Origin of the sequence: Streptomyces sp. NPDC046881, assembly GCF_040645015.1 — a bacterium.
GTDB lineage: Bacteria > Actinomycetota > Actinomycetes > Streptomycetales > Streptomycetaceae > Streptomyces.
The window spans coordinates 219621-244905 of record NZ_JBEYXJ010000001.1 but is presented as its reverse complement, the minus strand read 5'-3'; the positions used below and the strand labels follow the sequence as shown (position 1 = coordinate 244905).

24 protein-coding genes and 1 pseudogene are annotated in these 25285 nt (G+C 71.8%); 19 read left to right on the top strand and 6 right to left on the bottom strand.

The features are described 5' to 3' along the window. Positions 1 to 278 precede the first annotated feature (278 nt). The 8 genes and pseudogenes from ABZ923_RS01095 to ABZ923_RS01060 all read left to right on the top strand — a co-directional run bounded on the left by ABZ923_RS01095 (position 279) and on the right by ABZ923_RS01060 (position 8801). On the top strand, positions 279 to 2003 hold the full coding sequence (locus ABZ923_RS01095) for a GAF domain-containing sensor histidine kinase (protein WP_361465053.1): 1725 nt from the start codon (positions 279 to 281) through the stop codon (positions 2001 to 2003). 143 nt (positions 2004 to 2146) lie between these two features. Next, a pseudogene (locus ABZ923_RS01090) lies at positions 2147 to 2573 on the top strand (BON domain-containing protein). A gap of 14 nt (positions 2574 to 2587) precedes the next feature. Next, positions 2588 to 5287, top strand: coding sequence for a LuxR C-terminal-related transcriptional regulator (locus ABZ923_RS01085; RefSeq protein ID WP_361465051.1), 2700 nt, complete (start codon positions 2588 to 2590; stop codon positions 5285 to 5287). Positions 5288 to 5401: 114 nt separating this feature from the next. After that, positions 5402 to 5599, top strand: coding sequence for a hypothetical protein (locus tag ABZ923_RS01080; protein WP_361465049.1), 198 nt, complete (start codon positions 5402 to 5404; stop codon positions 5597 to 5599). A gap of 134 nt (positions 5600 to 5733) precedes the next feature. After that, positions 5734 to 7077 (top strand): hypothetical protein, encoded by a 1344-nt coding sequence (locus tag ABZ923_RS01075; protein ID WP_361465047.1) that lies wholly within the window; start codon positions 5734 to 5736, stop codon positions 7075 to 7077. 104 nt (positions 7078 to 7181) lie between these two features. Further along, positions 7182 to 7619 (top strand): SHOCT domain-containing protein, encoded by a 438-nt coding sequence (locus ABZ923_RS01070; protein WP_361465044.1) that lies wholly within the window; start codon positions 7182 to 7184, stop codon positions 7617 to 7619. Positions 7620 to 7682: 63 nt separating this feature from the next. Then, positions 7683 to 8111, top strand: coding sequence for a hypothetical protein (locus tag ABZ923_RS01065; RefSeq protein ID WP_361465041.1), 429 nt, complete (start codon positions 7683 to 7685; stop codon positions 8109 to 8111). 183 nt (positions 8112 to 8294) lie between these two features. Continuing rightward, positions 8295 to 8801 (top strand): hypothetical protein, encoded by a 507-nt coding sequence (locus ABZ923_RS01060; RefSeq protein ID WP_361465039.1) that lies wholly within the window; start codon positions 8295 to 8297, stop codon positions 8799 to 8801. Between the two features lie 412 nt (positions 8802 to 9213). Here ABZ923_RS01060 and ABZ923_RS01055 read toward each other — a convergent pair whose 3' ends face one another. Beyond that, positions 9214 to 10152 (bottom strand): sigma-70 family RNA polymerase sigma factor, encoded by a 939-nt coding sequence (locus ABZ923_RS01055; RefSeq protein WP_361465036.1) that lies wholly within the window; start codon positions 10150 to 10152, stop codon positions 9214 to 9216. Between the two features lie 10 nt (positions 10153 to 10162). Continuing rightward, entirely contained in the window at positions 10163 to 11353 is a 1191-nt protein-coding gene (locus ABZ923_RS01050) for an FAD-dependent oxidoreductase (RefSeq protein ID WP_361465033.1), read from the bottom strand. 273 nt (positions 11354 to 11626) lie between these two features. Here ABZ923_RS01050 and arr point away from each other — a divergent pair, with 273 nt between their 5' ends. Next, complete coding sequence (arr, locus tag ABZ923_RS01045; protein ID WP_361465030.1) at positions 11627 to 12055, top strand: NAD(+)--rifampin ADP-ribosyltransferase; 429 nt, start codon at positions 11627 to 11629, stop codon at positions 12053 to 12055. 141 nt (positions 12056 to 12196) lie between these two features. After that, complete coding sequence (locus ABZ923_RS01040) at positions 12197 to 12469, top strand: hypothetical protein (protein WP_361465027.1); 273 nt, start codon at positions 12197 to 12199, stop codon at positions 12467 to 12469. A gap of 55 nt (positions 12470 to 12524) precedes the next feature. On the opposite strand, the gene ABZ923_RS01035 is transcribed toward ABZ923_RS01040, so the two are convergent. After that, a complete protein-coding gene (locus ABZ923_RS01035; RefSeq protein ID WP_361465024.1) occupies positions 12525 to 13112 on the bottom strand; it encodes a TetR/AcrR family transcriptional regulator in 588 nt (195 codons plus the stop codon). Between the two features lie 110 nt (positions 13113 to 13222). Between ABZ923_RS01035 and ABZ923_RS01030 the strand changes: the two genes are divergently transcribed. Together ABZ923_RS01030 and ABZ923_RS01025 are read left to right on the top strand one after the other, a co-directional pair. Continuing rightward, entirely contained in the window at positions 13223 to 14233 is a 1011-nt protein-coding gene (locus ABZ923_RS01030) for an NADP-dependent oxidoreductase (RefSeq protein WP_361465022.1), read from the top strand. A gap of 155 nt (positions 14234 to 14388) precedes the next feature. Further along, positions 14389 to 14736 carry a hypothetical protein gene (locus ABZ923_RS01025; protein ID WP_361465019.1) on the top strand — a complete coding sequence of 116 codons (348 nt, stop codon included), beginning with the start codon at positions 14389 to 14391 and terminating at the stop codon, positions 14734 to 14736. A 237-nt stretch (positions 14737 to 14973) separates the two neighbouring features. On the opposite strand, the gene ABZ923_RS01020 is transcribed toward ABZ923_RS01025, so the two are convergent. Continuing rightward, positions 14974 to 15696, bottom strand: coding sequence for an alpha/beta hydrolase (locus ABZ923_RS01020; RefSeq protein ID WP_361465016.1), 723 nt, complete (start codon positions 15694 to 15696; stop codon positions 14974 to 14976). 186 nt (positions 15697 to 15882) lie between these two features. Further along, positions 15883 to 16356 (bottom strand): hypothetical protein, encoded by a 474-nt coding sequence (locus tag ABZ923_RS01015; protein ID WP_361465014.1) that lies wholly within the window; start codon positions 16354 to 16356, stop codon positions 15883 to 15885. 245 nt (positions 16357 to 16601) lie between these two features. Here ABZ923_RS01015 and ABZ923_RS01010 point away from each other — a divergent pair, with 245 nt between their 5' ends. From ABZ923_RS01010 to ABZ923_RS00980, 7 genes are all read left to right on the top strand, one after another. Next, positions 16602 to 17078, top strand: a complete 477-nt coding sequence (locus ABZ923_RS01010; protein ID WP_361465011.1) for a hypothetical protein — start codon at positions 16602 to 16604, stop codon at positions 17076 to 17078. A gap of 286 nt (positions 17079 to 17364) precedes the next feature. Further along, positions 17365 to 20073, top strand: coding sequence for a hypothetical protein (locus tag ABZ923_RS01005; RefSeq protein WP_361465009.1), 2709 nt, complete (start codon positions 17365 to 17367; stop codon positions 20071 to 20073). 56 nt (positions 20074 to 20129) lie between these two features. Then, positions 20130 to 20369 carry a hypothetical protein gene (locus ABZ923_RS01000; RefSeq protein WP_361465006.1) on the top strand — a complete coding sequence of 80 codons (240 nt, stop codon included), beginning with the start codon at positions 20130 to 20132 and terminating at the stop codon, positions 20367 to 20369. 6 nt (positions 20370 to 20375) lie between these two features. Continuing rightward, positions 20376 to 21029: a DUF6338 family protein gene (locus ABZ923_RS00995; RefSeq protein ID WP_361465004.1), complete on the top strand. Its 654-nt coding sequence runs from the start codon at positions 20376 to 20378 to the stop codon at positions 21027 to 21029. A gap of 131 nt (positions 21030 to 21160) precedes the next feature. Continuing rightward, the gene (locus ABZ923_RS00990; protein ID WP_361465001.1) at positions 21161 to 21622 is read left to right on the top strand and encodes a pyridoxamine 5'-phosphate oxidase family protein; all 462 of its coding nucleotides are present in this window, start codon (positions 21161 to 21163) and stop codon (positions 21620 to 21622) included. A 210-nt stretch (positions 21623 to 21832) separates the two neighbouring features. After that, on the top strand, positions 21833 to 22789 hold the full coding sequence (locus ABZ923_RS00985; RefSeq protein ID WP_361464999.1) for a hypothetical protein: 957 nt from the start codon (positions 21833 to 21835) through the stop codon (positions 22787 to 22789). Between the two features lie 267 nt (positions 22790 to 23056). Then, the gene (locus ABZ923_RS00980; protein ID WP_361464996.1) at positions 23057 to 24163 is read left to right on the top strand and encodes a Ku protein; all 1107 of its coding nucleotides are present in this window, start codon (positions 23057 to 23059) and stop codon (positions 24161 to 24163) included. A gap of 73 nt (positions 24164 to 24236) precedes the next feature. Here ABZ923_RS00980 and whiG read toward each other — a convergent pair whose 3' ends face one another. Next, a complete protein-coding gene (gene whiG, locus ABZ923_RS00975) occupies positions 24237 to 25247 on the bottom strand; it encodes an RNA polymerase sigma factor WhiG (RefSeq protein WP_361464993.1) in 1011 nt (336 codons plus the stop codon). Between the last annotated feature and the right edge of the window lie 38 nt (positions 25248 to 25285).

Genomic DNA, 25285 nt, shown 5'->3' with positions numbered 1-25285 from the left:
TCACCGGCTCGGTCGGTCGGTGCGTGCCGGGGACCGATGAGACGGAGCGACACCGCGGGGGACCGGCGCCGCTCCTGTTCCCACTGTCCCGCGTGACGGACCTGCCGCCCAGTGCCGGTCGGGCCCGAGCGAGGGGCCGGACGTCCCCACGCGCGCGGAGCGGGGTGGCCTGTTCCGGTGCCGCCGGTGCATCCCCTGCGACGGCCGTGATGCCGACTGCCCCCGCGGGCGGCTACCGTGGCAGCTGACCCCGAAGGACGGAACGTGCTGGAGGGGAGATGGAGGGAAGCAGCCCGGGAGAGCCCCGCGTGCGGTTGCCGCAGCTCAAACTCGACGAGCTGCTGGAGGAGCTGCAGGCCCGGATCGACGCCGCCCGGGGTACGCAGGAACGGGTGCACAGCCTGCTGGAGGCGGTCCTCTCCGTCGGCCGGGAACTGGACCTCGCGCAGGCCCTGCGCTCCATCGTGGAGTCGGCGGCCGTGCTCGTCGACGCCGAATACGCCGCCCTGGGCGTCATCGGCCCCGACGGCAGCTCGCTGTCGGCCTTCCACACCGTCGGTGTCACCGAGGAGCAGATCACCCGCATCGGTCATTACCCGGAGGGTCACGGCATCCTCGGTGAGGTGATCAGGAACCCGGAGCCGCTCCGGCTGGAGAAGATCTCCCAGCACCCGGCCTCCTACGGCTATCCGGCCCACCACCCACCGATGAACAGCTTCCTGGGGGTGCCGATCCGGGTCCGTGACCAGGTCTTCGGCAATCTGTACCTGACCGAGAAGCGCGGCGGGGTCCAGTTCGACGAGGAGGACGAGTCGGTGTTGTGCACGCTGGCCGTGGCGGCCGGCGTCGCCATCGACAACGCCCGCCTCTACGAGGAGTCCCGGCTGCGGGAGCGCTGGCTGCTGGCGAACGCCGAGATCAGCCACAGCCTGATGTCCGCCAGCGCACCGGCTGTGGCTCTCCGGCTGATCGCCGAACGGGCACGTGAGATCACGGGATCGGCCCTGGCGGCGGTGGCGAGACCCATGGAGGGCACCGGGTCCCTCACCGTGGAGATCGCGGTGGGCACGGAAGCGGACGCGCACCGCGGACTGGTGCTGCCCCTGTCCGGCACCTTGATGGGCCTCGCCTTCTCGGCCGCCGCCCCGGTCGCCAGCGACGACGTGAACCACGACGAGCGGGTCTCGCCGGAGCCACCGCGTTTCCAGGGGCTGGGCCCCGCCGTGGCCGCCCCCATCGGCACCGGCACACGAGGCGTCCGGGGCGTGGTGCTGGTGGCCCGCGAGGCCGGCCGGCCGGTGTTCTCGGACACGGAGACCGAGACGCTGCGGGGCTTCGCCGCTCAGGCCGCGATCGCCATGGAACTGGCCGAGCGCCGCAAGGACGCCGAGCGAATCGCCGTGCTGCAGGACCGTGACCGGATCGCCCGGGAGCTGCATGACCTGGCCATCCAGCGGCTCTTCGCCACGGGCATGACCCTGCAGAGCGCGGGCCGCTTCATCGAGCACCCGGAGGCCGCCGAGCGGGTGCTGCGGGCCGTGGACGACCTGGACGAGACCATCAAGATCATCAGGTCGGCCATCTTCGGGCTGCGGGCCCGCACGGGCGGCGCCGACAACGGGCTGCGGGCCCGGGTGGTACGCCTGGTCGACGAGGGGACCCCGGTGCTGGGCTTCGCCCCCAGTGTGCGCATGGAAGGCCTGGTCGACACCGAGGTGCCGCGCGAGATCGCCGACCATGTCGTAGCCGTGCTCTCCGAGGCCCTCACCAACGTCGCCCGCCACGCCCACGCCGTGCGGGCCCAGATCGCTCTGGTCACCGACGGCCACGACGTGCGGCTGACCGTTTCGGACGACGGCGTCGGCATCCCGCCCGGGGGTCGGCGCAGCGGGTTGCGCAACATGGCCGAGAGGGCGGAACAACTGGGCGGCCGACTGGTCGTGTCCGCACCTGACCAGGGCGGCACCGTACTGGAGTGGCGGGTCCCGCTGCCCACGACGTAGCGTCGGGCCGCCCACGACGTAGCGACGGGCCGCCTGGGCCGTGAACGGGCCACTCGGCCCATGCACCGGGCGACTCTGACGTGACGACCCGCACGGTCGTCGCCCTGCGTGCGGGCGCGGCCTTCAAGGACATCGTGAGGACCATGCGGGAGTGGGGCACGTCGTCGGGGTGGTCTCGGAGGCCGGTCTGCTGCCCAAGGAGGAGTGCCGGGAGGGCGGCCCCGGCCGGGCACGGCACCTTCCCGAGGCCCGCAAGGCCGACGCGGTCACCGCCTGGGAGCTGATGAGCGCCCCGGCCGTCACCGTGGCGCCCGACGCCACCCTCGCCCACGCCGCGCGCCTGGCACGCGCATGGCACCCGTGGGCGTGGAAGTCCACAATGGAGTCGTCCGGCTCACCGGTCGTGTCGACGACCCGGTGTTCGTCCCGATCGCCACTCTGCTGGCACGGGCCGTACCGGGCGTCGTCGACGTGACTTGCGCGCTCGCCGGACGCCGTCGCCGTCCCTCCCCGACCCGGATCCGCGTCCCGCGTCTTCTGCATGAGGGCCGGACGGCAGCGGCGACCTGACGACATCCGTGGCGGTGAGCTCTGTGGCCGTACTGGACGAGAACAGACCGGTTCCACCCACATCCCCTGCCGATCCCCGAGGAGACCCGTTTCTGCGGACGCGGTTCGCCGTACCCGCCCGTCCCCCCACGTTCCTGCGCCGCGACCGACTGGTCACCCACCTCGACGAGGCTCTGCTGACACCGTTGACGGTGGTCGACGGAGCCGCAGGAGCGGGCAAGACGATGCTGGTCGCCGACTGGGCCGCGGCGCTGGACGGACACGTGGCGTGGCTGACCGCACGGGTGGCCGACAAGGGCTGCGGCACCTTCTGGGCCTATCTCCTGCAAGCCCTGCGCACGGCCGGCGTGTCACCGTCCACCGAGGTCGGCGTCCCCGCCGAGGCCGACCGCGTGGACGAAGCGCTGCTCACGCGGCTCGCCGCCGAACTGAGCGCCAGGGACACGCCCGTGCTCGTGGTCATCGACGAGTACGACCGAGTGACCGACCCGGAGATCGCGGACCAGCTGGAATCCGTCCTCCAGGCCGCCGGCCGGGGGATGCGTCTGGTCCTCGTGACGCGCACGGAGCCGCTCCTGCCGCTGCACCGTTACCGCGCGGCCGGCGCCATCACGGAGATCACGAACGCCGAGCTCGCCTTCACCCTGGACGAGGCGACCGACCTGCTGGCGCTGCACGGCCTGGACCTTCCGGCCGATGCCGTCGACGCGCTGGTGGAGCGCACCCGGGGCTGGGCGGCCGGCCTGCGGCTGAGCGCCCTCGCCGCACAGGGGGAGCCGGATCCGCAGACGTACCTGAAGGACTTCGAGGCCAACCGCACCACGATCGCCGACTTCCTGCTGGCCGAGGTGCTCAAGCGGCAGACCGCCGAGACGCAGGACCTGCTGCTGCGGACGAGCATCCTCGAACGCTTCTGCCCCGACCTGGCCAACGCCCTCACCGGGCGCACCGACGCCGAACTCATCCTGACCGGCCTGCACCGCGACAACGCGTTCGTGGACTACCTCGGGCACGGCTGGTTCCGGCTCCACCCGCTGTTCGGCGAGATCCTCCGCGCCCACCTGGGCGTGCGCGCTCCCGGCGTGGAGCCCCGACTCCACCGGCGGGCGGCGCACTGGCTGCGGCGCTGCGGGTTCCTCGACGAGACGCTGTGCCACGCGGCCGCGGCGGACGACTGGGAGTGCGCCGCCGGTGCCCTGGTCGACGACCTCGCCATCGGCGAGATGTTCACGGGACTGCGCTCGGAGGACCTGTCCCAGCTGTTCGCGAAGATGGGGCCTGCACCGAGGAACCCCGCAACCGACCTCGTCCGCGCGGCCCGGGAACTGTCCCGGTGCGACGTCGAGCGCGGCCTGTCCCGACTGGAACGGGCCGCGCGGGCCCTGGCCGAACGGGACGGAGCGAGCGAGGACGATTCCCCGGATCTGGCCGCCGCCCGGCTGAGCTGTTCCCTCCTGGAAGCCCTGGTCGCACGGCTGACCGGCGCGCCCGACCGGGTGGAGAGGGCGGCCGAGGCCGCCGAGGCACCCCGACGGCAGGTGCCGGAGCGGCTCCTGGCAGAACACCCCGAGCTGAACGCCCTCCTGCTCACCCACCTCGGCTCGGCCCGGTTGTGGGCGGGCCGTTTCGGCGACGCGCGAGAGGCCCTGATCACGGTGGTCGACTCCGGCAGGGCCGCATCGACGGCACGGGCGCGGGAGGAGTGTCTGGGCCACCTGGCCCTGATCGACTACCTGAAGGGCTGGCCGGACCGGGCCGAGCGCAAGGCCCGGGCCGCACTCACCACCGGGGACCGTCGGGGCCTTCCCTGGGAGGCCGGCTCCGGGCTGGGATCCCTGGTCCTGGCGGCGGTGGCCGTGGACCGCGACGAGCTGGACCGCGCCCAAGCGCTGCTCGACGCCGCGGTGGAGACACCGCGCCCGCCGCGGGACCCGGTGGTGCAGGCGGCGCGGGCCGTCGTGACCGGGCGTGTCCTGCTGGCCCGCGGGGAGAGCCGGGCCGCGCTCGAGGCGACGGATCGGGCCGTCGTCGCCGACACGGCCTCCCCGTGGGCCGAGGCGCACACGGCGTCGGTGGCCGCCGCCGCCCACCTCGCCGAGGGCCGGCCGGAGATGGCCGTCGAGCTGCTGGCCGACGAGCCCTGCTGCGAGCCGGTCTGCCTGGTGGGAGCCGCGCAGGCGGAGCTGGCCACGGGTGAGACCGGCGCCGCGGTCGAACTGCTCGACCGCGTACGGTCGCACGGCGACGTCGGACCCGCGATCACCGTACGGGCCGCACTGGTCCGGGCGCAGGCCGCGGGCGCATCGGGGGACCTCGCCACGCAGAGCAGACTCGTGGCCCAGGCGCTCCGGGACGCCCGGCGCGAGCGCCTGCGGCGTCCCTTCCGCGAAGCCGGACCGTGGCTGCGGCCGCTGCTGCGCACCGGCCCGCTCCGCGCACTGGCCGCCGGCTGGCTCACACCCGGCCCGCCGACGACCGGCGGCCCGGTGCGGCCCGGGGATCAGCCGCCGCTGCCGGTGGTGGAAGAACTGAGCGGACGCGAACGTGACGTCCTGCAGAGGCTGGCCCAGATGATGTCGACGGAGGAGATCGCCGCCGATCTCCATGTCTCGGTCAACACGGTCAAGACCCACCTCAAGAGCGCGTACCGCAAACTCGCTGTGAACCGACGTCACGATGCGGTGCACCGGGCGCGCGACCTCGGTCTCCTGTGACCGCTGCCCGCACGTGCGGCGGTCTCACCTGCCACGGGTGAGGCAGCACCGGGGGCCGGCGGTGGAGGATCGCAGGACAGGGACCGGGACTGCCTTCCAGGGGGAGAGCGGCTGATGCGCTACGAGATTCGCGTCGAGGGGGAGATGACGGAGACGCTGGCCAAGGCGTTTCCCGAGCTGGATCACGTGGTGATGTCCGGTCAGACCATCCTGTACGGCCCGGTCGTCGAAGAGGCGCACCTGTACGGCTTGCTCGCTCGCTGTCAGTCGTTGGGCCTGCGCGTACTGGAGATGCGCCAGACGCCGCAGTGAGGCACCTGCACGCACCGATCACCCGCCAAGGGTGACGCCGACGGCTGCCGGCCGGCGTGACGCTGGCCTGGTGAGGCCCCCACACGGCTCCTCGGCCGTCCGGGCGGCGGGCCCTGACCAGGTGAGGAGCAGCCATGGTTTCCGACAACGCCTCCGGACCGTCCGGCTCCGGCGGCCCCGTGGAGACTGCGGGGGCCCTGTCCGCCGAGGAACGCGCGGACTACGACAGGCTCCGCCGGGCGGCGCACGTACGCCACCGGCGCCTGCGCCGGGTGGGCGCCTCGGTCCTCCTGGTGCTGACGCTCGTCTTCGCCCCCATGGCCGTCGTCGCGGTCTGGATCCACGACACGGTCGCCGACACCGACCGCTACGTGCAGACCGTGGCACCGCTCGCGTCCGAACCGGCCGTGCAGAGCGCCGTGGTGAACCGGCTGACCGACCACGTGGTGGCCAAGGTGGACGTCCAGGCGGTGACCGACTCCCTGACGAAGCTGCTCTCGGACAACGGGGCGCCACCCCGCGTGGTCGACACCTCGAAGTCGCTCACCGGCCCGCTTCGCTCCGCCGTGCAGACGGTCGTGCACCGCATCATCAACCGGGTGGTGACCAGTGACGTCTTCGAGGAGGCGTGGGTGGTCGGCAACCGGAGAGCGCAGTCGGCGGTGGTGGGCATGCTCACCGGTGAAGGGCAGGGAGCGCTCAAGGCCAGTGGCGACACCGTCCAGCTGGACATCGGAGTCGTCATCGACCAGGTGAAGAAGCGCCTGGCCGACGCCGGTTTCAAGAGGGCCTCCGCGATTCCGCAGGTCGACCGCTCGATCACCTTGTTCCGCACCGAGAAGCTCACCAAGGCCCAGAACGCGATGCGGCTGCTCGACATCGTCGGCACCTGGCTGCCCGTGCTCGCCCTCGTCGTCGCCGCCGCGGCCGTCTGGACCGCTCCCGGGCACCGGGTGATGCTGATGGCCGTCTCCATCGGCATCGGCGCCATGATGATCGTGCTGCTGGTGGGCCTGGCCGTCGTACGGAGCGTCTATCTCGACTCGGTGCCCCCGACCACGCTGCCTCGCGACGCCGCCGCCGTGATCTTCGACACGGTCATCCGCTTCCTGCGTGACAGCGTTCGCACGCTGCTCGTGGTCTCCGTGATCACGGCGCTGGCGGCCTACCTGTACGGGCCGGGCACCGCGGCCCGTGCCGTGCGGTCCGCGGCGCAGCGGGGTGCCACGGCGGCGGGGCGCGGACTGAGCCGGCTCGGTGTGCGCACCGGTCACGCCGGGCAGTGGCTGGCCCGGCACCGGTCCTGGACCAGCGGCGTCATCATCGCGGCCGGCGCCCTGACCCTCGTGTTGTGGAACCACCCCACGGTCGGCGTGGTGGCCGTCGTCCTCGTCGTGGTCGTCGCCGTCCTGGCCGTCACGGCGGTGCTGGCCGCCGCCACGGGGCCGCCCGGCGACGAGCCGCACCCGGTTCACTGACCGTCGTTCACCCGCCGCGGGTGAGGCCGCCCCGCCCCGGCCCGCGCACGCTGGGAGCAGTGCAGCAGGAGCACCGGATGCAGATCCGGGACGGAGGAGGCGGCATGAGTGCGCACACCTACCTTGCCTACGACTATCCGGCACTGAGCGTCTTCTGGTCCATGGTGGTGTTCTTCCTGTGGATCATGTGGTTCGTCCTGCTCTTCCGGGTCGTCCTCGACATCTTCCGCGACGACGACCTGGGCGGCTGGGGGAAGGCCGGCTGGACGGTCTTCGTCGTCGTCCTGCCCTTCCTGGGCGTCTTCGTCTACCTGATCGCCCGTGGCAAGGACATGGGCCGCCGCGAGGTCGCACAGGTCCGTGCGCAGCAGCAAGCAGTCGACGACTACATCCGCCGGACCGCCCGGGCCGGCGCGCCTCCCACCCGTGCCGAGGAACTCTCCAAGCTCGCCGAGATGCGGTCCCACGGGGACATCACCGACGACGAGTTCCGGCGGGCGAAGGAACTGGTGCTCGCCGGCAGCGGAGCACCCGAACGCTAGGGAGCGGTTCCCTCCGCCACCGCGCACCGAGCACATCGCTCACCACAGAAACGAGGCAGCACGATGACCGCCACACCCACCGCACGTACGTCTACCGCCAAGGAACGATGGGCGACCGGCCTGATCGCCTTCGGCGCAGTCATGCTGATGCTCACCGGCCTGCTGGACATCTTCCGCGGCATCATGGCGATCGCCCAGGACAGCGTGTTCGTAGTGACCAGCGCCTACGTCTTCCGGTTCGACCTCACGGGCTGGGGCTGGATCCACGTGATCCTGGGCGCCGTCGCCGTCGCCGTCAGCGTCGGGCTCCTCAGGGTCGCCCCGTGGGCACGGGTCGCTGGAGTGGGCATCGCCGCGCTCATCATCATCGCCAACTTCCTGTCGCTGCCGTACTCCCCGATCTGGTCGATCGTCGTGATCGCCTTCTCCGCGCTTATCATCTGGGCACTGTGCGTGGCGCGACAGGACGAGTCCTCCAGCATGTTCGGCTGAAGACGCACTCGGGGCGGCCACGGCCCTCTCGCGTCGCCTCGGAGGGCACTGACCCGAACCGGTGAAACTGCGGTGTGCGCCCTCGTCATCGGGGACGCACACCATATGTCTGAGGATGCATCCTCCGCGCCGGACCCGGGGCGGCAACGAAGGACAAGGCGAATCGACCCCACCCTGCGGGCCATGGCCACCGCGGCAGCAGGGGGAACGCTGGTCATCTGGTGGCCCGCCTTCACGCTGGGCGCGTACAACGCCGTCTTCTTCGACGACATGCTGGCGCTGTGGGCGGTGACGACCGCGGTACTCCTCTCGGGCGCGGTGCTGAGGCGTCGGGGCGCGCTGCCGTGGGGCGGCTGGCTCGCGCTGGCCCTGCCCTCGGTCTGGATCGGCCTGGCCATCGTCGCGCCGCGGGCTGACGGGTTCCACTACCTCCACTACTTCGAAGTGGTCCTCACCCTGGTGTGCGCCCCGATGCTGACATGGCTGCTCTCGAGGCTCTTTCTCCCCGACTACTCGGCACTCCCCGTGCACGCGCGGCTGGGAGCCGTTGCCGTCACGCTCGTGGCCGGACTCCTGGCCTTCCTGCTCGGCAAGTTCAACTTCCTGTTCCTCAGCTGCGCCGACTTCGACATGAGCGGCAACAACACTCCTGCCCACTGCTCTCACGGCCGACCCCTCAACCGCGTCTGACGGGGCCTGCGGCTGCCGACGTGAGTGGTTCAGCCCAGGCCGCGGCCGAGGCCAGCCGACAGTCCACTGACGTGCCGCAGCGCCCTGACGCGGGCGGTCTCGGACAGCGTCGCGTCGGCGTGCACGGTGGCGGCCGGGACTCAGGGGCTGTCCGGGCCCGCCCCGGGGACCTTCGGCCCATCGGCGCCCGATCGCGCGGCCAGTTGACGCCGCGTCACGTTCGTCCGCCGGTGCGCGGCGACGAGCAGCAGCCGGTCGGCGGGCGCCGGCTACGACGACGGCCCCCGGCCCGGCGCGTCCGCGCCGTCACGAGCTGTCCGGGAGGGCTCCTTGCCGTCACCGCACGGGAGTGCGAGGGCCGAAGGGGCACCGTCCTCGCTCGGCCCACGTCACTGGATTCCGACGGCTCCGGTCACCACGCGTGCATGACCGGCACGTCCGGTTCCTGCCGCCGCCACGCCTGATTGACGCGCCCGAGCCGGTCCGCGGCGGCGATGCCGTGCAGGGACGCCACCCTGCCGTCGCCGACTTCGAACGACACGGCACCCACGACCCGGTCGTCGACCACGGCGAGGACGGCCGGGGAGCCGTTGACCAGCGCGATGTGCATGGCAGGGGTGCCGCCGGCCAGCCGCCGCTTCGCCGGGGTGGGCTTGAAGCCGGCCCGCACGTAGGAGGCGATGCGCTCGCGCGTCCTGTACCGCAGCAGCCGCCCGGCAAGCCCGAAACCGTCCGAGACCGCGGTCGCGTCGGCGGTGAGCAGCGCCACCAGCCGCTCGGTACGCCCCGACACGGCCGCGGCCAGGAACTCCTCGACGACCCGGCGCGCGGACGCGGGGTCCACCTCGTCGCGGCCGCGACGCTCGGCGGCGATCCTGCGCCGGGCCCGGTGGACGTGCTGCTGGCTCGCCGACTCGGTGATGTCGAGGATCCCGGAGATCTCGGCGTGGCCGTACGAGAAGGCCTCGCGCAGGACGTAAGCGGCCCGCTCGACCGGCGAGAGGCGCTCCATCAGGAGCAGTACGGCCAAGGACACCGATTCGCGCTGCTCGAAGGTGTCGGCAGGACCGAGCATCGGGTCGCCCCCGAGGAGCGGTTCGGGCAACCAGTCCCCGGCGGCGCGCTCGTGGCGCGCCTGCGCCGAGCGGAGCCGGTCGAGGCAGAGATTGGTGACGACCTTGGTCAGCCAGGCCTCCGGTATCTCCACTCCTTCGCGGTCCGCGGCCTGCCAGCGCAGGAACGTGTCCTGTACGGCGTCCTCGGCGTCGGCGGCCGAGCCGAGCAGCCGGTACGCGAGCGAGGCCAGCCGGCCCCGGCTGGCCTCGAACCGGTCGATGGCGGCGCTGTCCATGCGGAGCAGCCTATGCGGCGGCCCTCACACCGGCCCGGTCGGGCGCGGTGGCCAGGCGGCGCTTGCGCTTCGGCATGCCGAAGGTCGGGTGGACGATGCCCCACGCGGCCCCCTTGAGCACACCGGACTTGAGCCGCGCGGCGGTCCGGCCGCCCAGGTACCAGGACTTCGACCGGACGTCCTCGTCGACCATCTGGAAGATCGCGTCCCGCCGCCCGAGGCTGAGGTGGTTGCCGTAGTACGTCAGCCCGACGGTCGGGACCTCGCCGCCTGTCAGGCGCGCGATGACGGCGGCGGTCGCCTGCATGGCGGTGGCGCCGGCCGAGGCGCAGGACATGGGCAGCGGCCGGCCGTTGTCGCCGATGGCGTGGGCGCAGTCACCGGCGGCGTAGACGTCCGGGTGCGAGACCGAGCGCATGGTCCGGTCGACGACGATCCGGCCGGTCTCGGTGACCTCCAGGCCGCCGGCGGTCGCGATGGGGTGTACGGCGAACCCGGCGGCCCACACGGTCACGTCGGCCGGGATGGACGTACCGTCGGCGGCGACCGCCCGTGTCGGCTCGACGGCTTCGATGCCGGTGTGCTCGTGGACGGTGATGCCGAGCCGGTCGAAGGCCCGGCGCAGATGACGGCGGGCCTTCGGGGAGAGCCAGGCGCCCAACTCGCCGCGCGCGGCGAGCGCGACCGAGAGGTCGGGCCGGCTCTCGGCGAACTCGGTGGCGGTCTCGATGCCGGTCAGTCCCTCACCGACGACCAGCACGGTGCCACCGGGGCGCAGGTCGGCCAGTCGTTCACGCAGACGCAACGCCGAGGTCCGGCCGGTCACGTCGAAGGCGTACTCGGCCACGCCCGGCACGCCGTGCCGGGCCACGGAGCTGCCGAGCGCGTAGAGAAGGGTGTCGTACGCGACCTCGCCGTCGCCTTCCTCACCGGTCACGGCGACCGTGCCGCGCACCGGGTCGACGCCGGTGACGCGCGCCAGGCGCAGCCGGACCCCGGTGCCCGCGAACACCTCGGCGAGTGTGCGAGAAGGGAGGTCCTGGCCGATCGCGAACTGGTGGAGCCGCATCCGCTCGACGAATTCGGGTACGTCGTTGACGACGGTTATCTCGGTGTCGGCGGGGGACAGCCGACGGGCCAGGTTTCCGGCGGCGAAGGCCCCGGCGTATCCGGCGCCGAGGACGACGATGCGGTGCTTCATGGTGGTGCTCCCGTCTCGTTGGCGTGCCCCTTGAACGGGACGGCGCCCCGATTGCTGACAGAAGCGGGATGTGACCCGCGTCACCAAAACGAGGGGGGTCGGCTACAACGCGTCGGCGCCTTGGGAATACGGGTAAGTTTGCCCGAATTTGCCATTCTCGTGGTGCTACTGATCAGACATGGGCGGTGATGGAGCCGTTGCCGGCGGTATCGCGGACCCGCCGACAGTTGCTGTGGTTCCCTGTTGTCGAAGCCAAGGCCGAAGGAGTGGCTCATGACCAGCGCCCCTGTCCCCTTCCAGGTGTACGAGGCAGGAACCTACCTGCACGGCACGAAGGCCGACCTCGTTCCCGGGGACTTCCTGACCCCCGGTCGCGCGTCCAACTTCGAGGAAGGGCGCACGTCCCGCCACGTCTACGTGTCCGAGACCCTGGACGCGGCCGCCTGGGGCGCCGAGCTCGCAGCCGGCGACGGACCGGGGCGGATCTACATCGTGGAGCCGACCGGCGAACTGGAGGACGACCCCAACGTCACCGACAAGAAGTTCCCGGGCAACCCCACCCGCTCCTACCGCACACGCGAGCCCGTCCGCATCGTGTCGGAGCTCAAGGGCTGGGTCGGGCACTCTCCCGAACAGATCGAGGCCATGCTGAACGGGCTGGCCGACCTTCGCCGCCGCGGCCTCGCCGAGATCCTGGACTGACGAGGACCGAGGGGGGCGTCCGCTGCACCGGACGCCCCCTCACCACGCCTGTGCGCGGCCTTCACCACGAACGGGACGTCAACCACTGGCGCGCGCTCCGCCCAGCCCCCGTTGTCGGTGGTGGCTGGAACGCTGGACGGCATGAACAGCGACGACGAGCAGCTGCTGCGCGGCCGGGTCTACGGAGCCGACCCCGACCACCCGGGACCGCACCCGAGCCGGAACTACGTCGAACTGGTCGGCGGCCCGCTGGACGGGCTGCTGCTGGACATCACCGGCTGGACACCGTCTGACATCGACACCGGTGTTTCCCTGCCGACGGACCTCGGCCGGTTCGGGCCCGGCGGGCGGGCGTTGTACGACCCGCGCCCGGACGACCGCGGCCGCTTCGACTGGTCCGGCGACAGCCCCTGACCCGCTCGCATGCCGAGCCGGGACCGCCGAAGGGTGCGACGTCGCCGATTTCGGCTCACTGGGCCGCCGACGGCGTCCCCGCGCTGTCGGTTGCCGCCGGAGTCGTCAGGACCGCCGTCGCGACGACGTCGAAGAGGCGGTCGGCCCGTGGTGCGAGCGCGGGCTGATCGCCGAGCCAGGCGAGCGCCGCCACCAGGGCGAACAGGTCGGCGCCGTCGATGTCGCTCCGTGCCGTGCCCGCGGCCTGGGCGCGCGTGAGGAGTCGGGCGCCGGCCGCGCGCAGGGTGACGCAGGAGGTGTGGAGCGCGGATTCGGTGTCCTCGATGGCGGCTGCCATCAGCACGGTCACGCCCCGGTACTCGGTCGTCCATGCAACGCAGTCGCGCAGCCACGAAACCAGCGCGTCTCCGGGTGAGTTCGAGGCTTCGAGCGCGTCCGCCTTCGCCGTCAGTTCGTCGAAGCTCGTGCGCAACAGCGCCTCGAGAAGCGCCTCGCGCGTGGGGAAGTGCCGTAGCAGCGTCGCGAGCCCGACATCGGCCCTGCGTGCGATGTCGCGCAGTGACACGTCGACGCCTTGCTCGGTGATGGCGGTGCCCGCTACGGCGAGCAGGTGGTCGCGGTTCTTCCTGGCGTCGGCCCGCATCTGTCCCTCTTGACTATCCGGATCAGTGGTCCATATATTCGGATCAGTGGTCCGTCTATGTGGACCGCTGATCCGAATAGCGTATCCCGCGGCCCGGGCAGGAGAGAACGATGCCGACACACACGATGAGGGCGGTCCGGCTCCACGAGCACGGCGGCCCCGAGGTGCTGCGCTACGACGAGGTGCCGATCCCCGAACCGGGTCCGGGTGAGGTGCTCGTCCGCGTCCACGCGGCCGGCGTCAACCCTCCGGACTGGTACCTGCGCGGCGGGCTGACCAGGATGCCCGGGAAGACGGATTCGACGGTCAGTCTGCCGGTGACACCGGGGACGGACGTGTCGGGCGTCGTCGAGGCCGTCGCCGCCGACGTGGACGACTTCACCGTGGGCGATGAGGTCTTCGGTCTTCTGCGTTTTCCCAGCTTCGACGGCAGGGCGTACGCCGAGTACGTGGCCGCGCCCGCGTCGGATCTCGCGCACAAGCCGGCCGGCATCGACCACGTGCACGCCGCCGGGGCGCCCATGGCCGGGCTGACGGCGTGGCAGTTCCTGATCGAGCTGGGACACGATCACCCCTCTCCCTTCCAGGACACACCCCACCGCCCGGCGGCACTCGACGCCGGCACGACGGTGCTCGTCAACGGTGCCGCGGGCGGTGTGGGGCACCTCGCGCTGCAGCTGGCCAAGTGGAAGGGTGCCCGGGTCGTCGCGGTGGCGTCGGGCGCGCACGCATCGTTCCTGAGGGAGCTCGGTGCCGACCGGTTCATCGACTACACCCGGAGTCGTCCTGAGGAACTCGTGCACGATGTCGACCTCGTTCTCGACACGGTCGGTGGCCCGGGCAGCAGGCGTTTCCTGCGCACACTCAGGCGCGGCGGCGCACAGTTCCCCGTGTTCCCCGGTGACTTCGACGAAGAGGAAACCGCGAAACTGGGCGTCACGGTCTCCAGCACCCAGGTCCGCTCGAACGGCGCGCAGCTTGCCGAACTGGCGCGCCTGCTCGACGCGGGCACGGTCCGCGTCGCGATCGACAGCACGTTCGCACTGGCGGATGCCCGAGCAGCACACGAACGCGCGGCCCGAGGACACATCCAGGGCAAGATCGTGCTCACGGTGGCTTAGCACGCGAGCCGTACTGCGGCCGTCTCGGCCGCGACCCGCTCGGCCGACCGCCATCACCCGAATGGACGCATCCGAATGGCGGAACTTCTCCTGGCAACCCTACGGTCGGTTCAGATCTCGGTTCCGAGACAGGTGGCTCGCTAGGGAGGTCAACCATGAACCGACTTCGCGCCCTCGCCATCGCGGCCGCGCCCGCGGCACTGCTGGTCGGCCTGGCGATTCCGGCTCCCGCCGCACCCGCGCCGAAGGCTCCGGCAACGCCGAACGCAGGCTGCTACATGCCCCGGGCCGACCAGGTTCTCACTGCCCAGGAAGGCATCAAGCTCGCCGCTGCCTGCAAGACCCGGAAGTCGGACGACCCGTCGTGGCACTGGATGGGCAACTACGGCTCGGTCTACGACGTGGTCAACGTCGCGAACAGCCGGGGCGTCGGTGCCGGCGGGCTGGTCACGATACCGAATGCCAGCGGCGGCGGCCTGATCCCGACGTTCATGTACTACTGAACAGGCGGCTGGGAGGGTCCGCCGGCAGGTCATGAACGTGTCGGAGGGACGGCACGGCGAGCAGTCGTCCGCTGATCACGGAGCCGCTTACGTTCTGTGATGCTGGGTGCGGACTCGTGCCCGTCGTGCCTACGTCCATCCGCGACCCGATCCGCGCCGAGTCCCCGGCCCTGTCGCCCGGCTACGAGCGCATGGCGGACGGGGCCGCCTCGGCCACCGCGGCCTGGCGGCCCGGACTCACTTCAGGTGCCGGCCGAAGAACCGGTTCCCGTCGTCCACCTCGAACCACGGGGTTCCGGCGTGCCCGCCCATGTTGGCGTGGAGTGTCTTCTCCTTGGCGCCGAAGGCGTCGAACAGGTCCAGGGCCCGCTGCCGGGGGTTCCCCTCGTCGTCCCACTGCAGCAGGAACAGCAGCGGGACGGCGACCTGCCGGGCCTCCTCGCGCGGGGCGCGGGGCACGAAACCCCCGGCGAAGAAGCAGGCGGCCGCGATGCGCGGCTCGACCACCGCCAGCCGGATGCCGATGGCGGTCATTCCCGAGTACCCGACCGGGCCGCCGATCTCGGGCAGCGACAGGAGGGCGTCCAGGGTGGTCCGCCATTCCGGGACCGCCTTCTCGACCAGCGGGCCGACGAAGGACTCGAAGATCTCCTCGACCGGCTCGCCGGCCGCCGTCGCCCGGCGGAGGTCGGCGCGAGCCTGCTCGTCCACGGCGGAACGGGGCCGGTCACCGTGCCCGGGGTGGTCGAGGGCGGCCAACGCGTAGCCGTACGCCGCGGATTGCCGAGCCCGGGCCACCAGCCGCGGTTCCCGCCTGTGCAAACCGCCGTTGTGGCCGATCAGGATCAGCGGGGCAGGTGCGGCGGATTCAGGCGTCCACAGGGTGCCGGGGATCTCATCGAGGGTGAATTCGCGTTCGAGGACGCCGTCGTCGAGGCGCCGTTCGGCAGTGAATCGCATGGTCGTGCCTTTCGGGAGTGCTCGTGAACGGCGCTCCCGGACGACCTATCGCCCGACCGCGACCCCGGAGGGGAGCACCCATGTCGATACTGCGTTCACGGGTACCACCTCCTCGTTCTCTCGCACGGCCCCCGGAAAAGTAGCAGCGGTCCTCGCGGTCCACCAACGGGTTTTCGCCGCGCCGACCTAGTCGCCGGACCTGCCCCAGAAGGCGATCACTGCTTTCTTGCCGTCCTTCAACGGCCGGCACCACGCTGACCAACGCGGCATGTTCCACAGTTCCTCCGAGCCGGGCTGCCCTGCGGCGTAGCGCTCCTGGGCTCGCTCGAAGTCTCCCAGGGTCGGCTCCGCGGTACCGAAGAGTTCGATGCATTCTTCGTCCGACAGCGGGCGCACGGTGTGGTCGTCGTCGTACGCCCCGGCCTCGATCACCTTCCACACGTCGATGACCGTGTGTGTTCCTTGACCGCCGAGGGTCTCCTCTTCCCACAGGTCATCGAGGTCATCGACAGAGGTGAACGCCCGGCCTGCGGGCCGGAGCCCGTCCCACGAGGTGCCGTGGACGAAGAGTCTCTCGAACTCACGCTGCCGCACGGTGGCCAAGGCCGCCGCGATGTCCCCGGCATAGGGTTCGACGTAGTGCCACGATGACGCGCCCACTCGGCCCGTGCCCTCCTTCTTCGGTCTCTTCGGTGTCGGCACGGACCCTATCCGTCGGCCACGGCAGCGCGGCAGCCCCCTGCGGCACGGACGAGGGCAACCAGGGGCGAGGTCGAAGTCCAGTTGTTCGACTACCCCGTCGTACAGGCCTATTGCTTCTCCGGCACCCCAACCTGCCTGCCCGCAGGGAGACATCGTGGACAAGTGGCCCTGCGATCACGGCCAGCTCGCACGCCGATGCCGTCATGGCACTGCTGACCGTTCACCACTGGGGCGACCTGGCGGCCGGCATCAGGGAGTTGCGCAGGGTCGCCCGCCGCCGTGTCGTCATCCTGACGTGGGACCAGCACGTCTTCCGCGAACGGTTCTGGCTCGTACGGGACTACCTCCCGGAGGCAGCCGCGTTCGACGACAGCCGGTCCGTCCCTCCTGACCAGTTGATCGACCTGCTCGGCGGGGGCGGCCAGGAACCGGTCCCCGTCCCCCACGACTGCATCGACGGCTTCGGCGCCGCGTACTGGCGCCGCCCGCACGCCTACCTCGACCCACACGTGCGGGCCGCGATCTCCATGCTGGCCCAGACCGGCGACGACGCACTCGCGCCGGGCCTGTCCCGGCTCGCGGACGACTTGGGGACCGGCCGTTGGCACGCCCGCTACGCGGACCTGCTGACGCTCGATTCCCTCGATGTCGGCTACCGGCTCATCGTGGCCGACCACTGACACGTACGCGGTGCTCCGGCTTGCCGCCGGGCAGGCGGTCAGAAACTTCGGCCCTCTGGCTGGCATACCGCGGCTCTGCTGGGTTGCCCAGCGCCCAGCGCCCAGCGCCCAGCGCACAACGCACCGAGCGCGGCGCGCGTCGCCGCGCCGTACGCTCCGGCGGCTCCCTGTGACGGTTCCCTTGAGGCCCGGACGGTCGTACGGTGGTCGACCAGATCGGCCGGATGCACCCACGTCGGGCGGCACCGGCTGATCGGGGACACCGGGGGATTTCGGGGGGCACGGGGTGGAACTCCACAGCCTGGCCGCGCGCTTCTTCGAGCTGCGGGCGCAGTACTGGGAGGCGGCTGACGCGGGACTGCCGACCGGACGGCTCTTCCGGGAGCTGACCAGCCTGGGACGACGGCTCCTGGCGGCGCTGGACCGGCCCGGCGACGACGCCACACCGGGTCCGGTGAGGGCGTCCGACGTCGCGGGCGTCCTGCTGGACGCCTACGGCCGCGAGCTGACCACCCACCAGTCCGGCGTCCCCACGTACCGGCAGGTCAAGGAGCACTGGGCGGCTGCCGAGGAGTTCACCCCCCACGCGACCCCGGTCCAGCTTCGCAACTTCCTGGCGGGCAAGGCCCAGTACGAGCTCCAGGAGGGCCGGGCCGGCGAGGCCCTGGCGCTCGTCGACCGGGCCACCCGCCTGCCGCACACCCTCCCTCGGTCACCGCACGGCACACCGCCCGCCTTCTACGGCGACCTCCGGGTGCTGCGGGCCGAGGCGCTGTACCGGCTGTACGACGCCGAAACCGCTCTCGAGGAGTTGGAGCCGCTGGAGAGGGAACTCGCCGCGCTCCTCCCCGACGGGCCGATCGACGAGACCGACCCCGAAGCGATGCGCCCTCTCGCGGCCCATCTCGCGCGCGGCGGTGACGGACCGGCGACGGCCGCCCGGCTGCTCCAGGCGTCCACCGTCTACTTCCGGCTGCTGGACGTGAAAGCGGGCGCGCTACGGGACACGGGCCGGCCGGAGGCTGCCGAGCAGGCCTATCTGCTGCGCATGCCGCTGTACACGGCGTCCGGCCTGCCGGAAGCGGGACTGCTGCAACTGGCCCGCTGCGCGCTCGACCGCGGCGCGGTGGCCGAGGCACGCGAACGGCTGGATCTGGCCGCCGCGCTGTTCGAGGGCGTCCACGCCGAGGACCGGACCTCGATGCGGGCACATCTGCGGTTGGTGCGCGGCGCGGAGTACTGCCGTATGCGGGCCGAGGCGGCCCGGTTGTCGAAGGCCGACGCCTGGTGGGAGCAGGCGCTGCACTGGTGTGACCGAGGGGAGCGCTGCACGGCCGACCACCCAGACGACTCCCTCGCGGCCGGTTTGCACGTCGAGCGCGCCCGGGCCCACCACGCCCGTGGGGACCGGGCCGGTGCGGCGCACGCCTACCACGAGACGGCCCTCGCCCTCGACCGGGTGCTGCGCGTGCCGCTCGGCCACCGCTTCGACACGCTGCACCTGCGTTTCCGCCGACCGTTGTTCGAGGAGTCTCTCGCCTTCGCCGAGGAGACCGGCGACGCACGGCTGTGCGCGGTCGTCACCGACCTGCTCAAGGCCCGGGCCTTCTCGGCCCGACTGTCCCTGGTCCGCTCGGATGCGCGGGAGATGCCGGCCGCGCCCGCCGAGGCCACCGAGCGGGCGACACCGCAGGGACCGGACCGTGGCGCCTTCGCCGAACTGAGCGAACGGGTCGCGGACGCCGAGCGACGTGGCGATCCGAGGGAAGCCGACCGGTTGCGCGTCGAGCGGGCCGAGCTGCTCAACAGAATCCGTGCGACCGATCCTCGCTGGCACCTCCTCAGGGACGATCCGCCCTTCGACCCGGACCGGCTCACCGGCTTCCTGGCCACCTACGGCACCTCCGCACCCGGCAGCAACCCCGGCCGCTGCGTGGCCCTGAGCCTGTACGAGCGCCCCGACGGCATCCTGGCCCTGCTGGCCACGCCGGACGGCCGGCTGTCCACGGGCATCCGGCGGCTGGACAGCAACACCCTCCGCGCGCTGGAGGCACACCAGCGCGAGCTCCAGGGCAGCGCCGTGCACCTGGATTTCTGGGGCCATCACGGCATCGGTCTGGCCGACCTGATCCCCCCGGCCTTCGCCGACGCGATCGCGGACAGCGGCACGTGCCTGGTGTCCCCGCACGGACGCCTGCACACCCTGCCCTGGACGGTCGTCCGCCACCACGGCCGCCATCTGATCCGCGACACGGCCATCGGCATCGTCCCCAACCTGTCCTGTGTGCCGCTCCTGGACCACCGGCCCGAGGGACCGGTCCAGGCCACGCTGCTGGGCGTCTCGGAACAGCCCGACGGCAAGACCCTCCCGGAAGTGGAAAAGGCGGTGCACCTCCTGTCCGAGCACCTGGGAGCGGAACGGCTGCGCGGAGCCCCCTTCACCGGCGGTGACGCCACGGCAGCGGTACTGCGCGGCATGCTGGACTCCGGGCCGCCCCTCCGCGGCCGCACGGAGGTGCTGCAGATCATCACCCACGGTCTGCCGGCACCCGGCGCACCGTTCGGCGCCGGCGTGCAGATGGCCGACGAGGTGGTGGAAGCAGGCGAGATCCTCATGAGCCGGATGCGCTTCCACGAGGTGCTGCTCGCCGTGTGCAGCGCCGGACTGCGTGCCACGGCCGACCACAGCGGCGGACACGGGGCGCTCGCCGGACCGACACCCCGGACGCCTCGCCCCCTCGAACTGGCGGGTGACGTCGCCAACGCGCTGGTCCACGCCTTCCACGAGGCGGGAGCGGCCTTCGTCCTGGCCAGCCCCCTCGGGCTGTGGTCGGTGCTCGCCGCCCAGCACTGCGTCACATGGTTCGTCCACCGCTGCAACGGCAGCGCCCCGCTGGAAGCCGCCCGACGGGCCGCGGTGGCACTGCTGGACGAAGAGGACTCCCCTGAGCAGACCGACCGGTGGGCCGGCATCACGGCCTACGGAGCAAGGTGAACCACCAACCCCTGGAGGACGACGATGACGCCCGACGACGAACGGGAGGGACGACCATGACGGACGAGACGGAACCGCAGCCGACACCACCCGCGCTCTCCGCGGACGAGCAGGCGCAGGCGCTGCGCGACCGGCTGAAGAAGAATGCGGAATCGGGTGAGGACCGCCCGCTCGGCAGCCTCAAGGGCAAGTACCGGCCGGCCGACCGCCCCACGCCCCCGTCCGCCCCACCGACCCCGCCGACGCCGCCCCCGCCGGCCCCGTCCGCCCCACCCACGCCTCCACCGGGCGAGTGACCGGCCGTGCCCTCCAACCTCGCCGGGCTCACGGCCCTGCTGTACGCGGCCGTCCCCGGCTACCTCTACCTCGTCCGCTACGAACGCCACGGCCTGCGTGAACGCCCGAGCGCCGCACGGGAGATCGCCGAACTGTTCACGGTCGGTACCTTCGCGACGCTGGCCGCCGCCGGGGGCGTGCTGGCCCTGGCCGAGCACGTGCCGGGCCTCGCCACGCTCGACGGCACCCTCTCCGGCGCGGCGTACGCCCGCTCGCACGCCTGGCACCTCGTGCGGTCGGGCGTCCTCGTCCTCGCCCTCAGCACGCTCGTCTGCATCCTGCTGGGGGAGCTCCGCGGTCGCCACCGTGGCGCGAGCAGCTGGTCCGCCACACCCGGCACCGTGTGGGCCGAACTCCTCAAGCCCGGGCGCGGCGAGGCGGATCCCACGGTGCAGGTGCTGATGGACGACGGCACGCTGGTGTGCGGCAGCGGGCACATGGTCTCCGACGAGCGGGACACCTCTCACCGCGACGTCGCCCTGCACCACCCCATCTCGGTGCGCGGCCCCGACGACGACCTCCCGCGGCCGTCGGACGCGGACTACGTCATCATCCCCGGCGGCCACATCCGGCTCATCGAGATCACAGCGGTGCTCGTGGATCGCGGCCCAGGACACTGAGTGCCCGCGCCCGGCCGCTGTGCGCACCGAGGCCGCCCGCCCGGGGCCAAAGGCCGAGGGGTTCATCGGTCGCGGGGAGTAGGTCGTGCGCCTCAGGCGCGCTCGGCGGCTGCTGGCTAGGGTCGATCCTCATGGAGACCAGGGGAATCGTCCGTCGCCAGACGGCGGAGCGTATCCGCGACGCTCTGGAGCGGCTCGTCAGCGAGCGGGACGTATGGGTGTCGACGGCTCACCCTGATCACGGGCCGCACCAGGTGCCGCTGTGGTTCCTGTGGGACGGGCGAGCGGTGTGGATGTGCACCGGCGCCGCTTCCGTGACGGCGCGCAACGTCCGCGCAGAGCCACGCGTGCGCTTGGCGCTGCCGGACACCTTCGACGTGGTGCTGCTCCAGGGCGAGGCGGAGTGCTTCCCGGACGAGGACGTGCCCACGGACGCGGCGGAGGCGTTCGCCGGCAAGTTCGGGTGGGATCCGCGCGTGGAAGAGGGTTCCTTTCTGTACGTACGCGTGGTGCCGAGGACTGTGCGCGCTTGGCGCGGCGAGCCGGAACTGCGCGGGAGAGTCGTCATGCGCGACGGGAAGTGGCTGGAATGACGACTTGACCGGAGGGCGGCGAAGGTGTTGGGGCTGAAGGTGCCACCGCGTCGGTGAAGCCGGCGAGGGCTCGGGCGCGATTGCTGACACGAGCAGGCGCAGTATGACCTGCTGCGTCGGGGACCTCGGCCGTGATCACGCAGGGTATGTGATCGATAACGATCTGGGCCCAGCCCTTGTGGGTGGTGTGATCCGCCTTACCCTCCGCACATGGGATTTCTTTCAAGCCGCCGTAATCGGGCACGTCTCGCCCCGGAACTCGACGACCGGGAGCTGGGCAAACTGCTGAAGTCCCTGCTGGCGACCACCAGGACGGGAACGATCGCCACCACCGACCTGTGCGCGGCTCAGGTGTCGCGGCTCCTGGACCAGGACCCGGGGGACTGGGACCGTCGTACCCACCGCATCAGCGTCCTGGCGGACTTCCTCGCCGCATCACGCCTGCCCAGGTCCTGGGTCGCGCGCGAGCCCCGCAACGCGACCGCGCTCGTGCTGTATGCCTGGTCCCAGGCCGCGCAGAACGGCGCCCAGGACGATCCGGGCGTCACGGACGACGCAGTGGAAAGCTGCCTGCGCGCCGCCGAACTCACCCCGGACGATCCCACCCCCTGGGTCGCCCTGCTCAAGGTGGCGCGTAAGCAACGCTGGAAGCAGCCCCAGGTGTTCGGGGTGTGGAACGAGGTGCTCGCGCGTGACCGTTGGAACCGTGAGGCGTACATGAACATGCTGGGCTACCTCAGCCCCGAGGAGGGCGGCTCCCGGATGCAGGTTCTGGACTTCGTCGACGGGCTGACTGCCCGTGTGCCCGCCAACGCGCCCTGCGTGGCGACGGAGCTCACCGCCCAGGTCTTCCAGTACCACGCCATTCTCGGCCGGGGCGGATACGAAGCACTGGTGGCACGGACCCACTGGTCCCAGGGGATGGCGGCCCAGGCCCTCGACCGTGTGGCGCACACGTGGGCACAGCCGGGATTCCTCCGCCATGCCAAGGCCCTCGCCGACCTGAACCTTCTCGCCTACGCGCTGATGGCCGGCGACCGGCGCGCGGAAGCACGGGCGGTGTTCGAGGCGATCGGGGGGACCGTCACCGACTGGCCCTGGCAGACGGGCGGCGAGCCCCTCACCGAGTTCGAACAGGCGCAGCGCAGAGCCACGGTGGGCGCCTGAGCCGAGGGCCGGCGCAGTCCGGGCCCGGCGGGCCGAGTTCGCCGAGCCGCCCATCGTACCCACGGGTCACGCCCGCCCTTCGGTCCATCAGGAACGATCGCGCCTGCCCGGCCCGCCGTCGGCCGGTCCCTCCAGCCGGGCTGACCGCCGTTCGGGTGGCTGCCCGGTGGCCCGGCGCGCGGGGTAGGGACAGCGGTGCGAACGTGGAGACGACAGGCACGTGCCCGGACACCTTTGCGTGCCGGGACCAGAGGATGGAGCACGGTGATGGCTCGGGCGATCTGGACGGGAGTGATCACGTTCGGGCTTGTCACCGTCCCGGTCGGCCTCTACACCGCGACCCAGGACCACACCGTCCATTTCCACCAGCTGCAGCGGGGTACCTCGGACCGGATCCGCAACAGGCGGGTGAACGAGCGCACCGGCGAGGAGGTCGACACCGGCGACATCGTCAAGGGGTACGAGCTGGACGAGGGCCAGTACATCGTCGTCGAACCCGACGAGCTGGACGAGATCGCGCCGGGCCGCTCGCAGAGCATCGACATCACCGACTTCGTCGACCTGGACCGGATCGAGCCGGTGTACTTCGACCGCACCTACTACATCGCCCCGCGCGGCAAGGAGTACACCAAGGTCTACGAGCTGCTGCGCGCCGCCCTGGCGGAGTCGGACAAGGCCGGGATCGCCACCTTGGTCATGCGCAACAAGCAGTACCTGACCGCCCTGCGCGCGGAGAAGAAGGTGCTGGTGCTGCAGACGCTGCACTGGGCGGACGAGGTCCGCGACCCGGCCGAGGAGCTGCCCGAGCTGCCCTCGGGCCGGGCGGGGCGCGGTAAGCAGCTGGACATGGCTCTGGAGCTGGTCGAAGCGCTCAGCTCCGACTGGGATCCCTCCCGCTACCGCGACACCTACCAGGAGAAGGTACGCGAGCTGGTCAAGGCCAAGGCCGAGGGCGAGGAGATCGCGGTGGCCGAGGAGCCGCCGGAGGCGACGAACGTGATCGACCTGATGAAGGTCCTCGAGGGCAGTCTGCAGGCCGCCCGGACCGGCCGCGGCGGCAAGGAGCCGGCTGCCGGGCGGAAGGGGAAGGCCGCGCCGCGGAAGGCGGCTGCCCGGACGTCGACGGCAGGTACGTCGACGGCGGGCACGTCGGCGAAGACATCGGCGCGGAAGGCACCGCCGAAGAAGGCGGGGGCGGCGCGGGCCCGCAGCGGTGGTGCCGGCGGCAGGAGGGAACTGCAGAAGCTGAGCAAGGCGGAGCTGTATCGGCGGGCGACCGAGCAGGACCTGCCCGGCCGGTCGAAGATGAGCCGTGAGCAGCTCGTGGACGCCCTCGCCGGCGGCGGGCGTCGCCGCAGGAAGACCGCCGCGTGAGGAGTACGGCGCCCCGTGCGACGGCACCCCGCGCAGTAAGTAGTAGGGGCGAGTGGCGTGGCGTCGATGCTCCTCACCGTCCGAAGTTCGCGAGCTTCGCCCGCAGCTGGAGCACCGCCTGCGTGAGGATCCGGCTGATCCGGCTCTCCGTCACCCCGAGCACCTGCCCGATCTCGGTCAGGGTGAGCCCCTCGTAGTAGGCCAGCGTGACCACGGTCTTCTCCCGCTCGGGCAAGGCGTTGATCGCCCGCGCCAGGAACCGCCGCAGCTCACGGTCGTCCGCCGCCTGCACCGGATCGTCCGTGGCGGTGGTCACCAACGTGTCCAGGAGGCTCGGCCGGTCCCCGTCTTCGCCCCCGGGACACAGCAGCTCGTCAAGCATCACGACGTTCGCCGAGGCCAACTGGTCCACCACGGACTGAAGTTCACCCAGGGTGATCCCCATCTCGGCGGCCACCTCGGTCTCCGAGGGGGTCCGACGCAGGCGCGTCTCCAGCGTCGCGTACGCCCGCTCGACGGTGCGTGCCCTCTGCCGCACCGACCGGGGAATGCGGTCCAGCGCGCGCAGCTCATCGATCATCGCGCCGCGGATCCGGGTCAGCGCGAACGTCTCGAACCTGGTGTTCCGGTCGGGATCGAACTGCTCGATCGCGTCGATCAGCCCGAAGACCCCCGAGTGCACGAGGTCCGCCTCCTCGACGTCGGACGGCAGGCCGACGCTCACCCGTCCCGCCACGTGCTTCACGAGCGGCGCGTAGTGCAGGATCAGTTGTTCGCGCAGCCGCTCGTCCCCCGTCGCCTTGTACGACCGCCACAGCTCGTCGAGCGAGGTCGCCGTGGCGAGCCGAACACCGCCACCCGCAGTCGATGCGAGTGCGATGGTTTCCGGCGCGGCGGTCCGGGCCGCCTGCCCCGCGTGGGTCCGAGTGGACGAGGTGACTGCTGCCCGAGCGGCCCGGTGGTCTGCCGGAGCCGCCGGGGTTGCCACCGCCTGCCGGAGTCGCTTCTTCAGCGCAGCCAGCGATGCCTGCGTTTCCGCCGGTGACACAGCCTGGGTGAGCGCCGCCTCGGTCGCGTGCAGCATGTCCCGGACGGGGTCGTGCTCCGCCGGCGGGGGAGAAG

Excerpts from the sequence above, each read along its gene's own strand:
- ABZ923_RS01095 (WP_361465053.1), top strand. The coding sequence starts at position 279 with ATGGAGGGAAGCAGCCCGGGAGAGCCCCGCGTGCGGTTGCCGCAGCTC.
- ABZ923_RS01080 (WP_361465049.1), top strand. The coding sequence starts at position 5,402 with ATGCGCTACGAGATTCGCGTCGAGGGGGAGATGACGGAGACGCTGGCC.
- ABZ923_RS01075 (WP_361465047.1), top strand. The coding sequence starts at position 5,734 with ATGGTTTCCGACAACGCCTCCGGACCGTCCGGCTCCGGCGGCCCCGTG.
- ABZ923_RS01070 (WP_361465044.1), top strand. The coding sequence starts at position 7,182 with ATGAGTGCGCACACCTACCTTGCCTACGACTATCCGGCACTGAGCGTC.
- ABZ923_RS01065 (WP_361465041.1), top strand. The coding sequence starts at position 7,683 with ATGACCGCCACACCCACCGCACGTACGTCTACCGCCAAGGAACGATGG.
- ABZ923_RS01060 (WP_361465039.1), top strand. The coding sequence starts at position 8,295 with ATGGCCACCGCGGCAGCAGGGGGAACGCTGGTCATCTGGTGGCCCGCC.
- ABZ923_RS01055 (WP_361465036.1), bottom strand. The coding sequence starts at position 10,152 with ATGGACAGCGCCGCCATCGACCGGTTCGAGGCCAGCCGGGGCCGGCTG.
- ABZ923_RS01050 (WP_361465033.1), bottom strand. The coding sequence starts at position 11,353 with ATGAAGCACCGCATCGTCGTCCTCGGCGCCGGATACGCCGGGGCCTTC.
- arr (WP_361465030.1), top strand. The coding sequence starts at position 11,627 with ATGACCAGCGCCCCTGTCCCCTTCCAGGTGTACGAGGCAGGAACCTAC.
- ABZ923_RS01040 (WP_361465027.1), top strand. The coding sequence starts at position 12,197 with ATGAACAGCGACGACGAGCAGCTGCTGCGCGGCCGGGTCTACGGAGCC.
- ABZ923_RS01035 (WP_361465024.1), bottom strand. The coding sequence starts at position 13,112 with ATGCGGGCCGACGCCAGGAAGAACCGCGACCACCTGCTCGCCGTAGCG.
- ABZ923_RS01030 (WP_361465022.1), top strand. The coding sequence starts at position 13,223 with ATGCCGACACACACGATGAGGGCGGTCCGGCTCCACGAGCACGGCGGC.
- ABZ923_RS01025 (WP_361465019.1), top strand. The coding sequence starts at position 14,389 with ATGAACCGACTTCGCGCCCTCGCCATCGCGGCCGCGCCCGCGGCACTG.
- ABZ923_RS01020 (WP_361465016.1), bottom strand. The coding sequence starts at position 15,696 with ATGCGATTCACTGCCGAACGGCGCCTCGACGACGGCGTCCTCGAACGC.
- ABZ923_RS01010 (WP_361465011.1), top strand. The coding sequence starts at position 16,602 with ATGGCACTGCTGACCGTTCACCACTGGGGCGACCTGGCGGCCGGCATC.
- ABZ923_RS01000 (WP_361465006.1), top strand. The coding sequence starts at position 20,130 with ATGACGGACGAGACGGAACCGCAGCCGACACCACCCGCGCTCTCCGCG.
- ABZ923_RS00990 (WP_361465001.1), top strand. The coding sequence starts at position 21,161 with ATGGAGACCAGGGGAATCGTCCGTCGCCAGACGGCGGAGCGTATCCGC.
- ABZ923_RS00985 (WP_361464999.1), top strand. The coding sequence starts at position 21,833 with ATGGGATTTCTTTCAAGCCGCCGTAATCGGGCACGTCTCGCCCCGGAA.
- ABZ923_RS00980 (WP_361464996.1), top strand. The coding sequence starts at position 23,057 with ATGGCTCGGGCGATCTGGACGGGAGTGATCACGTTCGGGCTTGTCACC.
- whiG (WP_361464993.1), bottom strand. The coding sequence starts at position 25,247 with ATGCTGCACGCGACCGAGGCGGCGCTCACCCAGGCTGTGTCACCGGCG.